Genomic DNA, 14,564 nt, shown 5'->3' on the forward strand with positions numbered 1-14,564 from the left:
GGAAATCACCATGACCATCAACCTCGGCACCGCCAATCAGTTCATCGCCCGTCATATCGGCCCGCGCGACACCGACGAGCAGGCCATGCTCGCCACCCTGGGCTTCGACTCGCTGGAGGCCATGAGCGCCGCCGTGATCCCCGACAGCATCAAGGGCACCAGCGTGCTCGAGCTCGGTGACGGGCAGAGCGAAGCCGATGCCCTGGCTTCGCTCAAGGCCATCGCCGGCAAGAACCAGCTGTTCAAGAGCTTCATCGGCCAGGGCTACTACAACACCCACACCCCGGCACCGATCCTGCGCAACCTGCTGGAAAACCCGGCCTGGTACACCGCCTACACCCCCTATCAGCCCGAGATTTCCCAGGGCCGCCTGGAAGCGCTGCTGAACTTCCAGACCCTGATCAGCGACCTCACCGGCTTGCCGATCGCCAACGCCTCCCTGCTCGACGAAGCCACGGCCGCCGCCGAAGCCATGACCTTCTGCAAGCGCCTGAGCAAGAACAAGGGCAGCCACGCCTTCTTCGCCTCGGTGCATTGCCACCCGCAGACCCTCGACGTGCTGCGCACCCGTGCCGAGCCGCTGGGCATCGAGGTGGTGGTGGGCGACGAGCGCGAGCTGGGCGAGGTGAGCGCCTTCTTCGGCGCCCTGCTGCAGTACCCGGCCAGCAACGGCGAGGTGTTCGACTACCGCGAACTGGTGGAGCGCCTGCACGCCGCCAACGCGCTGGTGGCGGTAGCCGCCGACCTGCTGGCGCTGACCCTGCTGACCCCGCCGGGTGAGTTCGGCGCCGACGTGGCCATCGGCAGCGCCCAGCGCTTCGGCGTGCCGCTGGGCTTCGGCGGCCCGCATGCGGCGTACTTCTCCACCCGCGATGCGTTCAAACGCGACATGCCCGGGCGCCTGGTCGGCGTGTCCATCGACCGCTTCGGCAAGACCGCCCTGCGCCTGGCCATGCAGACCCGCGAGCAGCACATCCGCCGCGAGAAGGCCACCAGCAACATCTGCACCGCCCAGGTACTGCTGGCCAACATCGCCAGCATGTACGCCGTGTACCACGGCCCGCAGGGCCTCAAGCAGATCGCCCAGCGCACCCACCAGCTGACCGCGATCCTGGCCAGCGGCCTCAAGGCACTGGGCGTGAACGTGCAGAACGCCGCGTTCTTCGACACCCTGACCCTGGCCACCGGCGGCGCGACTGCCGCGCTGCATGAACAGGCGCGCGCCCGCCAGCTCAACCTGCGCCAGATCGATGCCGACCACCTGGGCCTGTCGCTGGACGAAACCAGCACCCAGGCCGATGTCGAGGCCCTGTGGCAGCTGTTCGCCAATGGCCAGGCCGTACCGAACTTCGCCGCGCTGGCCGCTGCCACGCCAGCACGACTGCCGGCCGCCCTGCTGCGCCAGTCGGCCATCCTCGAACACCCGGTGTTCAACCGCTACCACAGCGAAACCGAACTGATGCGCTACCTGCGCAAGCTGGCCGACAAGGACCTGGCGCTGGACCGCACCATGATCCCGCTGGGCTCGTGCACCATGAAGCTCAACGCCGCCAGCGAAATGATCCCGGTGACCTGGGCCGAGTTCGGCAACCTGCACCCCTTTGCCCCCGCCGAGCAGAGCCAGGGCTACCAGCAACTGACCGACGAGCTGGAGGCCATGCTGTGCGCCGCCACTGGCTATGACGCCGTGTCGTTGCAGCCCAACGCCGGTTCGCAGGGCGAGTACGCCGGCCTGCTGGCGATCCGCGCCTACCACCAGAGCCGGGGCGATGCCCGCCGCGATATCTGCCTGATTCCCTCGTCGGCCCACGGCACCAACCCGGCCACCGCACACATGGCCGGCATGCGCGTGGTGGTCACTGCGTGCGATGCCCGTGGCAACGTCGACATCGACGACCTGCGCGCCAAGGCCATCGAGCACCGCGACCAGTTGGCCGCGCTGATGATCACCTACCCGTCCACCCACGGTGTGTTCGAGGAGGCCATCGGCGAGATCTGCGCGATCATCCACGACAACGGCGGCCAGGTGTACATCGACGGCGCCAACATGAACGCGATGGTCGGCCTGTGCGCCCCGGGCAAGTTCGGCGGCGACGTGTCCCACCTGAACCTGCACAAGACCTTCTGCATCCCCCACGGCGGTGGCGGCCCGGGCGTCGGCCCGATCGGTGTCAAGGCGCACCTGGCGCCGTTCCTGCCGGGCCATGCGCACCTGCACAACCCCCAGGGCGCGGTATGCGCGGCGCCGTTCGGCAGTGCCAGCATCCTGCCGATCACCTGGATGTACATCCGCATGATGGGCGGCGCCGGGCTCAAGCGTGCGTCGCAGATGGCGATCCTGAATGCCAACTACATCGCCCGCCGCCTGGAAGAGCACTATCCTGTGTTGTACACCGGCGGCAATGGCCTGGTGGCGCACGAGTGCATCCTGGACCTGCGCCCGCTCAAGGACAGCAGCGGCATCAGCGTCGACGACGTGGCCAAGCGCCTGATCGACTTCGGCTTCCATGCCCCGACCATGTCGTTCCCGGTGGCCGGCACGTTGATGATCGAGCCGACCGAGAGCGAGGCCAAGGAGGAACTGGACCGCTTCTGCAACGCCATGATCTGTATTCGCGAAGAGATTCGCGCAGTGGAGAACGGCAGCCTGGACAAGGACGACAACCCGCTGAAGAACGCCCCGCACACCGCGGCCGAACTGGCCGGCGAATGGCCCCACGGCTATAGCCGCCAGCAGGCGGTGTACCCGCTGCCATCGCTGGTGGAGGCCAAGTACTGGCCACCCGTGGGGCGTGTCGACAACGTGTTCGGCGACCGCAACCTGATCTGCGCCTGCCCGTCGATCGAAAGCTATCAGGACGCCTGAGGGCCTCTTCGCCGGCAAGGCCGGCTCCTGCAGAGCCCGCGCGCATCTGTAGGGGCCGGCCTTGCTGGCGAAGCTTTTCAACCTGCACGAGGGTACGACCATGTCACTCAGCGTCTTCGACCTGTTCAAGATCGGCATCGGCCCCTCCAGCTCCCATACCGTCGGGCCGATGCGCGCAGCCGCGCGTTTTGCCGAGGGCCTGCGCCGCGACGACCTGCTGGCCAGTACCGCCAGCGTCAAGGTCGAGCTGTACGGCTCGCTCGGCGCCACCGGCAAGGGCCACGGCAGCGACAAGGCGGTGCTGCTGGGGCTTGAGGGCGAACACCCCGACAGCGTCGACACCGACACCATCGCAGCGCGCCTGCAGGCGATCCGCAGCAGCGGGCAGCTCTACCTGCTGGGCGAGCACGCCATCGAGTTCAACGAAAAACAGCACCTGGCGATGATCCGCAAGCCGCTGGCCTTTCACCCCAACGGCATGATCTTTCGTGCCTTCGACGCCGCCGGCCTGCAGGTACGCAGCCGCGAGTACTACTCGGTGGGCGGCGGTTTCGTGGTCGACGAAGGCGCCGCCGGGGCCGATCGTATCGTCGAGGACAGCACCACACTGCCCTACCCGTTCAAGACGGCCCGGGAACTGCTTGGCCACTGCACCACGCATCACCTGAGCATCAGCCAGGTGATGCTGGCCAACGAATCGGCCTGGCGCCCCGAGGCCGAGACTCGCAGCGGCCTGCTGCACATCTGGCAAGTGATGCAGGACTGCGTGGCTGCCGGCTGTCGCAACGAGGGCATTCTGCCCGGCGGGCTCAAGGTCAAGCGCCGCGCTGCGGCCCTGCACCGCCAGCTGTGCGCCAACCCCGAGGCGAGCCTGCGCGATGCGCTGTCGGTACTCGACTGGGTCAACCTCTATGCCCTGGCGGTCAACGAAGAGAATGCCTCCGGCGGTCGCGTGGTCACCGCACCCACCAATGGCGCTGCCGGCATCGTGCCGGCGGTGCTGCACTACTACATGCGCTTCATCGGGGGTGCCAGCGAAGACGGCGTGGTGCGCTTTCTGCTCACCGCCGCTGCCATCGGCATCCTGTACAAGGAAAACGCCTCGATCTCGGGGGCCGAAGTGGGCTGCCAGGGTGAGGTCGGGGTGGCCTGTTCGATGGCAGCCGGGGCCCTGTGCGAGGTGCTGGGCGGCAGCGTGCAACAGGTCGAGAACGCCGCCGAAATCGGCATGGAACACAACCTGGGCCTGACCTGCGACCCGATTGGCGGGCTGGTCCAGGTGCCCTGCATCGAACGCAATGCCATGGGCTCGGTCAAGGCGATCAACGCGGTGCGCATGGCCTTGCGCGGCGACGGGCAGCACTTCGTCTCGCTCGACAAGGTGATCCGCACCATGCGCCAGACCGGCGCCGACATGAAAAGCAAATACAAGGAGACCGCCCGCGGCGGTCTGGCCGTCAACATCATCGAGTGCTGACAACCTCAAGCCTCTAGAAGGAGTCATCAATGTCCACCGACACACTGCTGCAAACACCGCTTCATGCCCTGCATCTGGAACTGGGCGCGCGCATGGTGCCGTTCGCCGGCTACGACATGCCCGTGCAGTACCCGCTGGGGGTGCTCAAGGAGCACCTGCACACCCGCGAACAGGCCGGCCTGTTCGACGTGTCGCACATGGGCCAGATCCGCCTGGTGGGCGCCGATGCCGCCAAGGCCCTGGAAACCCTGGTGCCGGTCGACATCATCGATTTGCCGGTGGGCATGCAGCGTTACGCGATGTTCACCAACGAACAGGGCGGCATCCTCGACGACCTGATGGTGGCCAACCTGGGCAACGACGAACTGTTCCTGGTGGTCAACGCCGCCTGCAAGGACCAGGACCTGGCCCACCTGCGCCAGCACATCGGCACGCTGTGCCAGGTGCAGCCGCTGTTCGAAGAGCGCGCCTTGCTGGCCCTGCAGGGCCCGGCGGCGGTCAAGGTGCTGCAGCGCCTGGCCCCCGAGGTGGCGGACATGACCTTCATGCAGTTCAAGCCCGTGGTGTTGCTGGGCGTGGACTGCTACGTGAGCCGTTCGGGCTACACCGGCGAAGACGGCTTCGAGATCAGTGTGCCCAGCGCCAGCGCCGAGGCCCTGGCCCGCCACCTGCTGGCCGAGCCGGAAGTGGCCGCCATCGGCCTGGGCGCGCGCGACTCGCTGCGCCTGGAAGCCGGCCTGTGCCTGTACGGGCATGACATGAATGCCGACACCACGCCGATCGAGGCGAGCCTGCTGTGGGCCATCTCCAAGGTACGCCGCGCCGATGGCTCGCGGGCGGGAGGCTTCCCCGGCGCTGCTGCGATCTTCGCCCAGCAGCACAGCGGCGTGGCGCGCAAGCGCGTCGGCCTGCTGCCGCAGGAGCGCACCCCGGTGCGCGAAGGGGCCGAGATCGTGGATGAGGCCGGCACGGTGGTCGGCAGCATCTGCAGCGGAGGCTTCGGGCCCACGCTGGGCGCGCCAGTGGCGATGGGATATGTGGACCAGGCCCATGCAGCGCTCGATACACCGCTGTGGGCCATCGTGCGCGGCAAACGGGTGGCGATGAAGGTCAGCAAGATGCCGTTCGTTGCCCAGCGCTACTATCGCGGCTGAAACAGAGCAATTGAAACAAGGTGTCATGGCGCGTTCGGGATATTCGTTTTCGAACGCGTTTTATAACTTTCGAACACGCCCGACAGCGGCCCGCAAACAGCCCCGGAAATCTCCCGCCAGGCCCCGTGGTGCGGCGCTCTGCGGGACTTGTTTTTGCAATCGAAATGAGTGTAGATTCACTGCACTGTGTTTGCATGGGTCGCTATGGTTCGTGACCTGGGCAGTAGCGCCGAGTTTTGCTACAACCCGTTCGACGTCTCTTACTTTCCTGCAACCCAGCCCAGTACTCTTTCAATGAAAGAAACTGTTACTAATTCTAAGTTTCAAAGGAAATAAGACAATGTCCCAACGTCAGAGCGGTACCGTCAAGTGGTTTAACGACGAGAAAGGTTTTGGTTTCATCACTCCAGAAAGCGGTCCGGATCTGTTCGTACACTTCCGCGCTATTCAGGGCAACGGCTTCAAGAGCCTGAAAGAAGGCCAGAAAGTGACCTTCGTTGCTGTGCAGGGCCAAAAAGGCATGCAAGCCGACGAAGTTCAAGCCGAAGCCTGATCTTCATCAACGAAAGAGCCCCTGCTGGCAACAGCAGGGGCTTTTTTGTGCGCGCAATTCCGTAGAATGGGCGCTTTGTCACCCGGAGCCTGAGCGCATGCCCAAGCAACTTCTTCAACCACAGGGCGAGTTCCCCGTGGTCGGCCTGGGCCGTCGCCTGGCCGCGATGTTCTATGACTTCCTGTTGTGCACCGCCCTGCTGATGGTAACCACGCTGGTGTACAAGATGGTGCAGATGGCGATCATCGGCGAGACGCGCATGCGCGCCCTGACCGAGGCGGGGGCGCTGGATGGCGATCCGTTGCTGTCGACCGTTCTGCTGTTCATGCTGTTCGGCTTCTTCGCCAAGTTCTGGACCCACGGCGGCCAGACCCTTGGCATGCAGGTATGGGGCATCCGCGTGCAGAATGCCGACGGCAGTGCCATCAGCCTGTGGCAGGCACTGCTGCGCTTTGTGGTGTCGATTGCGTCGTGGCTGTGCCTGGGCCTGGGGTTTCTGTGGTCGCTGGTGGACAAGAAAAAACGCGCCTGGCATGACATGTACTCGGAAACCCAGCTGGTGCGAATTCCCAAGCGCAAGAAGTAGAACCGCAGCGCACCGTTCGCCGGCACAGGCAACCAATGAAAAAGCCGACCCTGAGGTCGGCTTTTTGTTGGCCAGGGTAATCGCTACCCCGCCCTGCGTAGCAACCACACCCCCGCCAGCGCACAGATTGCCGCCGGGATCACCACCGCCAGCAGCGGCGGGAAGCCGAACACCTGGCTCGAAGGGCCCAGCAGGTCCTGGGCGATGCGGAACACGAAGCCCACCAGCACCCCGGTGAACACCCGCTGGCCCAGCGTCACCGAACGCAGCGGGCCGAAGATGAACGACACCGCCATCAGTACCAGCGCCGCCGTGACCACCGGTTGCAGCACCTTGGTCCAGAACGCCAGCCAGTAGCGCGCGTTGTTCAGGCCCTGGTCGGAGAGGTAGTGAATGTAGTCCCACAGCCCGCTGATCGACAGCGACTCGGGCGCCAGTACCACGGTGCTGAGCAGCTCGGGGGTCAGGGCGACGTCCCAGCGCTCCTCGGCATTGTGGATGACTTCGGTGTGGTCCCCACGGAAGTGCGTGGTGGTCACGTCGGTCAGTTCCCAGTGGCCCTGGGTGTATTGCGCCCTGCGCGCAAAGCTGGAGGTCTGCATGTGACGCTCGTTGTCGAAGCGATAACGCGTCACGCCCAGCAACAGCCCATTGGGCTGCACGGTGTTGATGTGCACGAACTCTTCGCCCTGGCGGTGCCACAGGCCGCGCTTGGAGCTTTGCGCCTCACCGCCACCCTGCGCCAGCGAACGGTCGGCCTGGGCCTTGTTCTCGGTCACGGGTGCCAGGTACTCGCCCATCAGCACGCCGATCAGCATCAGTACCAGCATCGGCTTCATGACCGCCCACACGATGCGCCCGATGGACACGCCGGCAGCGCGCATGATGGTCAGTTCGCTGCTGCTGGCCAGGCTGCCCAGGCCGATCAGGCAGCCGATCAGCGCGGCCATCGGCAGCATGTCGTACAGGCGCCGTGGCGCGGTCAGCAGCACGTAGTTGCCCGCGTCCCACAAGGTGTAGGTATCGCTGATGTCGCCCATCTCGTCGATGAAGGCGAACAGCGACGCCAGGCCGAGGATGATCCCCAGCACGGCGATGATGGCCATGAACACGCTCTGGCCGATGTAGCGATCGAGTTTAGCCACGGGCCACCTCCGCACGACGGCTGGCGCGCTTGAGGCGCAGCGGTTCCCAGAACATCAGGCCCAGGCCGATCAGCAGGAACAGCCCATGCACCGGCCACAGGCCCAGGCCGATCGGCAACTTGCCTTTCTCCAGGGCGCCGCGGGCGGCAATCAGAATCGTCAGGTAAGCCATATACAGAAGGATCGCCGGCAGCAGCTTGAGGAAACGGCCCTGGCGCGGGTTGACCCGCGACAGCGGCACCGCCATCAGGGTCACGATGAACACCAGCAGCGGCAGCGACAGGCGCCACTGCAGTTCGGCACGCTCGCGCAGCCCGGTACTGCCGATCAGTTCGGACGTCGGGATGGCCTCGCGCTCGGTGACTTCCTGGCTGACCTCCGGCTTGGGCAGCAGCACACCGTAGGTGTCGTACTTGATGGCGCGGTAATCGGCCTGGCCCGGGTTGCCGTCGTAGCGGTAGCCGTTTTCAAGGATCAGGTAGCGGTTGCCGTCGGCCTGCACTTCCTGACGGCCCTTTTCGGCCACCAGCACGGAGATGCCACGGTCCTTGCTCTTGTCCTGGGACAGTCGCTTCTCGGAAATGAACACGCCGGCCAGCTTTGAACGGTCATCCGACAGCTGCTCGGTGTAGGTGACCCGCGAACCGTCGCGCAGGTTCTGGAAGCGGCCCGGCACCAGGGTGTCGAACTCGGTCAGCGCATCCTGCTGGTTGATGATCTGCGATACCTGGGTCACGCCCTGGGGCGCCAGGCTCAGGCTCAGCCAGGCTACCAGCACCGCGATCAGTGCAGCCGGCATCAGGGTCATGCCCAGCAGGCGCTGCTGGCTCATGCCGGTTGCCGAGAGCACGGTCATCTCGCTTTCCAGGTACAGCCGGCCGTAGGCCAGCAGGATGCCCAGAAACAGGCCCAGCGGCAGGATCAGTTGCAGAAAGCCCGGCAGGCGGTAGCCCATGATCAGGAACAGTACGCCCGGATCGAGCATGCCCTGGGCCGCCTGGGCCAGGTATTTGATGAAGCGCCCGCTCATGATGATGACCAGCAGCACAGCGCTGACGGCACTCAAGGTCACCAGGACCTCGCGGGACAGATAACGGAAGACGATCAAACCAGACACTCCTGGGTTGTCAGGCTCGGACAGCCGAACAAGGGAAAACGTTGCAACCAAGATAGTCGCCCGCCCGCCAAAGGCGAACCCGGACAAAAGTGCGCGCATTATCCTGTGAATGGCCGTGCCTGTCACTTGGCGCCGTGCAAAGCTTCATCTCGGGGTTGTCAGCGCGCCCGCCGCAGGCTCAAACTGGGCGCTTTCTGACTGGCCCGCCACGGCGCGCCAGGCCGCTTCGAGCGCCTGCACCGCCAGCGCGCACTGACAGTTCATTCGGGGACCCTGACATGGAATTGGTTGTAAAAAGCGTAGCCGCAGCATCCTTGAAAACCGCCACCCTGGTACTGAGCGTGGGTGAAGGCCGCACACTGGGCGCTACCGCCAAGGCCGTGGACGACGCCAGCAACGGCGCCCTGAGCGCAGTGCTCAAGCGCGGCGACCTGGCCGGCAAGGTCGGCCAGACCCTGCTGCTGCAAGGCCTGGCCGGGGTCAAGGCCGAGCGCGTATTGCTGGTGGGGACCGGCAAGGACGCCCTTGCCGACCGCGCCTGGCGCAAGCTGGCGGGCAGCGTGCTCAACGTGCTCAAGGGCCTGGCTGGCAGCGATGCGGTGCTGGCACTGGACGACGTTGCCGTGACCGGCCGCGATGCCAACTACGGCAAGGTACGCCTGCTGGCCGAGAGCCTGCTCGATGGTCAATATGTATTCGATCATTACAAGAGCAAGAAGGCCGAGCCGATCGCCCTGAAGAAGATCACCCTGCTCAGCGACAAGGCCGGCCTGGCCGAGGTGGAGCGCGCCGTCAAGCACGCCACCGCGATCGCCAACGGCATGGGCTTCACCCGCGACCTGGGCAACCTGCCGCCGAACATCTGCCACCCAAGCTACCTGGCCGAACAGGCCAAGGCGCTGGGCAAGGAGTTCAAGGGCCTCAAGGTCGAGGTGCTGGACGAGAAGAAGATCAAGGACCTGGGCATGGGCGCGTTCTACGCCGTGGGCCAGGGCAGCGATCAGCCGCCACGCCTGATCGTGCTCAGCTACCAGGGCGCCGCCAAGAAGAGCGAGAAGCCTTACGTACTGGTGGGCAAGGGCATCACCTTCGACACCGGCGGCATCAGCCTCAAGCCCGGTGCCGGCATGGATGAAATGAAGTACGACATGGGCGGTGCAGCCAGCGTGTTCGGCACCCTGCGTGCCGTGCTCGAACTCAAGCTGCCGATCAACCTGGTGTGTGTACTGGCCTGTGCCGAGAACATGCCCAGCGGTGGCGCCAGCCGTCCGGGCGACATCGTCACCACCATGAGCGGGCAGACCGTCGAAATCCTCAACACCGACGCCGAAGGCCGCCTGGTGCTGTGCGACGCACTGACCTACGTGGAGCGCTTCAAGCCGCAGGCAGTGATCGACATCGCCACCCTGACCGGCGCCTGCATCGTCGCCCTGGGCAGCCATACCTCGGGCCTGATGGGCAACGACGACGAACTGATCGGCCAACTGCTGGACGCCGGCAAGCGTGCCGACGACCGCGCCTGGCAACTGCCGCTGTTCGACGAATACCAGGAGCAGCTCGACAGCCCGTTCGCCGACATCGCCAACATCGGCGGCCCGAAGGCGGGCAGCATTACCGCCGGCTGCTTCCTGTCGCGCTTTGCCAAGGCCTACCACTGGGCCCACCTGGACATCGCCGGCACGGCCTGGACCAGCGGCGGCAAGGACAAGGGCGCCACTGGCCGCCCGGTACCGCTGCTGACCCAATACCTGCTCGATCGCGCCAACGCCTGAGGCGCCGTCCACCGGCCGCACTGCAAGGCGTAGCCGGTGGGCCACCCCACCATGAGCAAAGTCGACTTCTATATCCTGCCCAGCCCCGCGCCTGCCGCGCGGCTGGATTTCGCCTGCAAGCTGTGCGAAAAGGCCTGGCGCCTTGGGCACCGCGTGTACCTCAACTGCAGCGATGCGGCCCAGCGCGACGAGCTGGATGCGCGGCTGTGGGCGTTCAAGGGCGAGGCCTTCGTGCCCCACAGCGCGCTCGAGGACGACCCGCACGGCGCGGTGGCGCTGGGGGTCGGTGACGACCCGGGCGATCATCAGGACCTGCTGGTCAATCTCGACCTGAAGGTACCCGGTTTTGCCGCACGCTTTGCCCGCATTGCCGAGATCGTGGTGGAGGAGCCGGCCATTCGTGCGGCGGCGCGGGAGAGTTTCCGTTTCTACCGTGAACAGGGCTATGCTCTGCAAGACCACCGTTTACAGCGACTCTGATGATGGACAAACCTGCCCCCATGCCAAAACCTGCGCATTTGCTGGACGATCTGGAGTCGATTCGCCAGTTGCTGGGTGACGATGCCCTGGAACCGCCACTGCTGACCGAGACCGTCGAGGAGCAGATACCGTTGCTGCTCGAGCCGGCCGAACCGGCAGCGCGGGCCCCGGTGGCTGCCGAGCCGGCTGCCGAGCCCGACCCGCAGGCGCGCCGCCAGGACACCCTGCTGCACCTGGACAGCGAACTGCGCGCGGCGGCGCAGTTGATCATGCAGGATGTGATCAAGGACTTTACCCCGCATATCGAGAACGAGATCAAGCGGCGCCTGGATGCCCGCCTGGAGCGGTTGTTGAACTCACGCTCGTAATCAAAAACGGGGGGCGAGCCTTTGGCTCGCTTCGCCGGCAAGGCCGGCTCCTACGCGAAGAATTCCCCACAGTTTTTTGCCCCACTCCCGCACCTCACGCTACGCCCCGGCCCTTATCCCCGCTATACTTCTCGGCTTTCCTGAATAAATGCCATAGGGTCCCGCCGCGCATGGATAAGACCTACCAGCCGCACGCCATTGAAACTTCCTGGTACAACACCTGGGAGTCAGAGAATTATTTCGCCCCGCAAGGCGCGGGCGATTCGTACACCATCATGATCCCGCCGCCGAACGTGACCGGCAGCCTGCACATGGGTCACGGCTTCAACAACGCGATCATGGACGCCCTGATCCGTTTTCGCCGCATGCAGGGTCGCAACACCCTGTGGCAACCAGGCACCGACCACGCCGGCATCGCCACGCAGATGCTGGTGGAGCGTCAACTGGAGGCCAAGGGCCAGAACCGTCACGACCTGGGCCGCGACAAATTCCTCGAGAAAGTCTGGGAATGGAAGGATCAGTCCGGTGGCAACATCAGCCGCCAGATCCGCCGCCTGGGCTCGTCGGTAGACTGGAGCCGCGAGCGCTTCACCATGGACGACGGCCTGTCCGAAGCGGTCAAGGAAGCCTTCGTGCGCCTGCATGAAGACGGCCTGATCTACCGCGGCAAGCGCCTGGTCAACTGGGACACCAAGCTGCACACGGCGATCTCCGACCTCGAAGTGGAAAGCCACGACGAGAAAGGCCATCTGTGGAACCTGCGCTACCCGCTGGCCGACGGTGCCACCACGGCCGACGGCAAGGACCACCTGGTGGTCGCCACCACCCGTCCGGAAACCCTGCTCGGCGACGCCGCCGTGGCCGTCAACCCGAACGACGAGCGCTACCAGGCGCTGATCGGCAAGTTCGTCAAGCTGCCGCTGGTCGGTCGCCTGATCCCGATCATCGCCGATGACTACTGCGACCCCGAATTCGGCACCGGCTGCGTGAAGATCACCCCGGCCCACGACTTCAACGACTACGAAGTCGGCAAGCGCCACAACCTGCCGCTGCTCAACATCTTCGACAAGAACGCTGCGGTGCTGCCGGCAGCCCAGGTGTTCAACCTCGACGGCAGCCTGAACGAAAGCCTGGACGCCAGCCTGCCTGCCGCCTACGCCGGCCTCGACCGCTTCGTGGCGCGCAAGCAGATCGTTGCCGACCTGGATGCCGCAGGCCTGCTGGTCAGCGTCGACGACCACGCCTTGAAAGTGCCCAAGGGCGACCGCTCCGGCACCATCATCGAGCCATGGCTGACCGACCAGTGGTACGTGTCGACCAAGCCGCTGGCCGAGCCTGCGATCGCCGCTGTCGAAGACGGCCGCATCCAGTTCGTGCCCAAGCAGTACGAGAACATGTACTTCTCCTGGATGCGCGACATCCAGGACTGGTGCATCAGCCGCCAGCTGTGGTGGGGCCACCGCATTCCGGCCTGGTACGACGTGTCGGGCAAGGTCTATGTGGGGCGCAGCGAAGAAGAAGTGCGCGCCAAGCACCAGCTGGGCGACGACGTGGTCCTGAACCAGGACAACGACGTGCTCGACACCTGGTTCAGCTCGGGCCTGTGGACCTTCTCCACCTTGGGCTGGCCGCAGCAGACCGAATTCCTCAAGACCTTCCACTCCACCGACGTGCTGGTGACCGGTTTCGACATCATCTTCTTCTGGGTTGCCCGGATGATCATGTTGACCATGCACCTGGTGAAGAACGAGGACGGTACCCCGCAGGTGCCGTTCAAGACCGTGTACGTGCATGGTCTGGTTCGTGATGGCCAGGGGCAGAAGATGTCCAAGTCCAAGGGCAACGTGCTCGACCCGCTGGACATCGTCGACGGCATCACCCTGGACGCGCTGCTGGAGAAACGCACCAGCGGCCTGATGCAGCCCAAGCTGGCCGACAAGATCGCCAAGCAGACCAAGGCCGAGTTCCCCGAAGGCATCGCCAGCTACGGCACCGATGCCCTGCGCTTCACCTTCTGCTCGCTGGCGTCCACCGGTCGCGACATCAAGTTCGACATGGGCCGCGTCGAAGGCTATCGCAACTTCTGCAACAAGATCTGGAACGCCGCGCGCTACGTGCTGGACAAGGGCGAGGACTGCGGCCAGAACGGCGAGGCCTACGAGCTGTCGCTGGCCGACCGCTGGATCATCTCGCAGCTGCAGCGCACCGAAGCCGAAGTGACCCGACAGCTGGACCAGTTCCGCTTCGACCTGGCCGCCCAGGCGCTGTACGAGTTCATCTGGAACCAGTACTGCGACTGGTACCTGGAGCTGTCCAAGCCGGTACTGTGGGACGAGAACGCACCGGTCGAACGCCAGCGCGGCACCCGTCGCACCCTGGTCCGCGTGCTGGAAGTGGCGCTGCGCCTGGCGCACCCGTTCATGCCGTTCATCACTGAGGAAATCTGGCAGCGCCTGGCGCCGCTGGCCGGTATCGAAGGCAAGACCATCATGCTGCAGCCGTGGCCGGTGGCCAACGAAAGCCGCATCGATGAAGCGGCCGAAGGCGATATCGAGTGGCTCAAGGAACTGATGCTGGGCGTGCGCAACATCCGTGGCGAAATGAACATCGGCCCGGGCAAGCCATTGCAGCTGTTCCTCAAGAACGCCAGTGCCGAAGACGTGCGTCGCCTGCAGGAAAACGAGGCACTGCTCAAGAAGCTGGCCAAGATCGAATCCTTCACCGTGCTGGGCGAGCAGGACGAGGCGCCGCTGAGCGCCACCGCCCTGGTCGGTGACCTGCAGGTGCTGGTGCCGATGGCCGGGCTGATCGACAAGGATGCCGAGCTGGCGCGTCTGAACAAGGAAATCCAGCGCCTGCAAGGCGAAGTGCAGCGGGTGGGCGGCAAGCTGTCCAACCCGGCGTTCGTCGACAAGGCGCCGCCTGCGGTGATCGACAAGGAGCGCGCCAAGCTGGCCGAGGCCGAACAGGCCCTGGCCAACTTCACCGAGCAGCATGCGCGGATTGCCGCCTTGTAATACTCACTGACTGTAGGAGCCGGCCTTGC

11 protein-coding genes are annotated in these 14,564 nt (G+C 65.2%); 9 read left to right on the top strand and 2 right to left on the bottom strand.

Annotation, left to right across the window (positions count from 1 at the left end):
- The first annotated feature begins 10 nt into the window (after positions 1-10).
- The 5 genes from gcvP (at position 11) to CR917_RS02550 (ending at position 6,636) form a co-directional block, all read left to right on the top strand.
- Positions 11-2,866 carry an aminomethyl-transferring glycine dehydrogenase gene (gene gcvP, locus CR917_RS02530; protein ID WP_104571861.1) on the top strand — a complete coding sequence of 952 codons (2,856 nt, stop codon included), beginning with the start codon at positions 11-13 and terminating at the stop codon, positions 2,864-2,866.
- Between the two features lie 100 nt (positions 2,867-2,966).
- Positions 2,967-4,343, top strand: a complete 1,377-nt coding sequence (locus tag CR917_RS02535) for an L-serine ammonia-lyase (protein ID WP_078479978.1) — start codon at positions 2,967-2,969, stop codon at positions 4,341-4,343.
- A gap of 29 nt (positions 4,344-4,372) precedes the next feature.
- The gene (gene gcvT, locus CR917_RS02540) at positions 4,373-5,497 is read left to right on the top strand and encodes a glycine cleavage system aminomethyltransferase GcvT (protein WP_058541434.1); all 1,125 of its coding nucleotides are present in this window, start codon (positions 4,373-4,375) and stop codon (positions 5,495-5,497) included.
- 340 nt (positions 5,498-5,837) lie between these two features.
- Positions 5,838-6,050, top strand: coding sequence for a cold-shock protein (locus CR917_RS02545; RefSeq protein ID WP_003175786.1), 213 nt, complete (start codon positions 5,838-5,840; stop codon positions 6,048-6,050).
- Between the two features lie 97 nt (positions 6,051-6,147).
- The gene (locus CR917_RS02550) at positions 6,148-6,636 is read left to right on the top strand and encodes an RDD family protein (RefSeq protein WP_043862432.1); all 489 of its coding nucleotides are present in this window, start codon (positions 6,148-6,150) and stop codon (positions 6,634-6,636) included.
- 83 nt (positions 6,637-6,719) lie between these two features.
- Here CR917_RS02550 and lptG read toward each other — a convergent pair whose 3' ends face one another.
- Both lptG and lptF read right to left on the bottom strand, forming a co-directional pair.
- A complete protein-coding gene (lptG, locus tag CR917_RS02555; RefSeq protein WP_054916376.1) occupies positions 6,720-7,781 on the bottom strand; it encodes an LPS export ABC transporter permease LptG in 1,062 nt (353 codons plus the stop codon).
- On the bottom strand, positions 7,774-8,889 hold the full coding sequence (lptF, locus tag CR917_RS02560) for an LPS export ABC transporter permease LptF (protein WP_043862434.1): 1,116 nt from the start codon (positions 8,887-8,889) through the stop codon (positions 7,774-7,776). The genes lptG and lptF overlap by 8 nt, the downstream gene beginning before the upstream one ends.
- 287 nt (positions 8,890-9,176) lie before the next feature.
- On the opposite strand from lptF, the gene CR917_RS02565 reads away from it, so the two are divergent.
- The 4 genes from CR917_RS02565 (at position 9,177) to CR917_RS02580 (ending at position 14,535) form a co-directional block, all read left to right on the top strand.
- A complete protein-coding gene (locus CR917_RS02565) occupies positions 9,177-10,670 on the top strand; it encodes a leucyl aminopeptidase (protein WP_054916377.1) in 1,494 nt (497 codons plus the stop codon).
- Positions 10,671-10,721: 51 nt separating this feature from the next.
- Complete coding sequence (locus CR917_RS02570; protein WP_043862523.1) at positions 10,722-11,150, top strand: DNA polymerase III subunit chi; 429 nt, start codon at positions 10,722-10,724, stop codon at positions 11,148-11,150.
- 2 nt (positions 11,151-11,152) lie between these two features.
- The gene (locus CR917_RS02575; protein ID WP_043862436.1) at positions 11,153-11,518 is read left to right on the top strand and encodes a hypothetical protein; all 366 of its coding nucleotides are present in this window, start codon (positions 11,153-11,155) and stop codon (positions 11,516-11,518) included.
- 170 nt (positions 11,519-11,688) lie between these two features.
- On the top strand, positions 11,689-14,535 hold the full coding sequence (locus CR917_RS02580; RefSeq protein WP_043862437.1) for a valine--tRNA ligase: 2,847 nt from the start codon (positions 11,689-11,691) through the stop codon (positions 14,533-14,535).
- The last annotated feature ends 29 nt before the right edge of the window (positions 14,536-14,564 follow it).

The organism is Pseudomonas sp. BRM28 (genome assembly GCF_002939405.1).
In the GTDB taxonomy this organism is placed as follows: Bacteria; Pseudomonadota; Gammaproteobacteria; order Pseudomonadales; family Pseudomonadaceae; genus Aquipseudomonas; species Aquipseudomonas palmensis.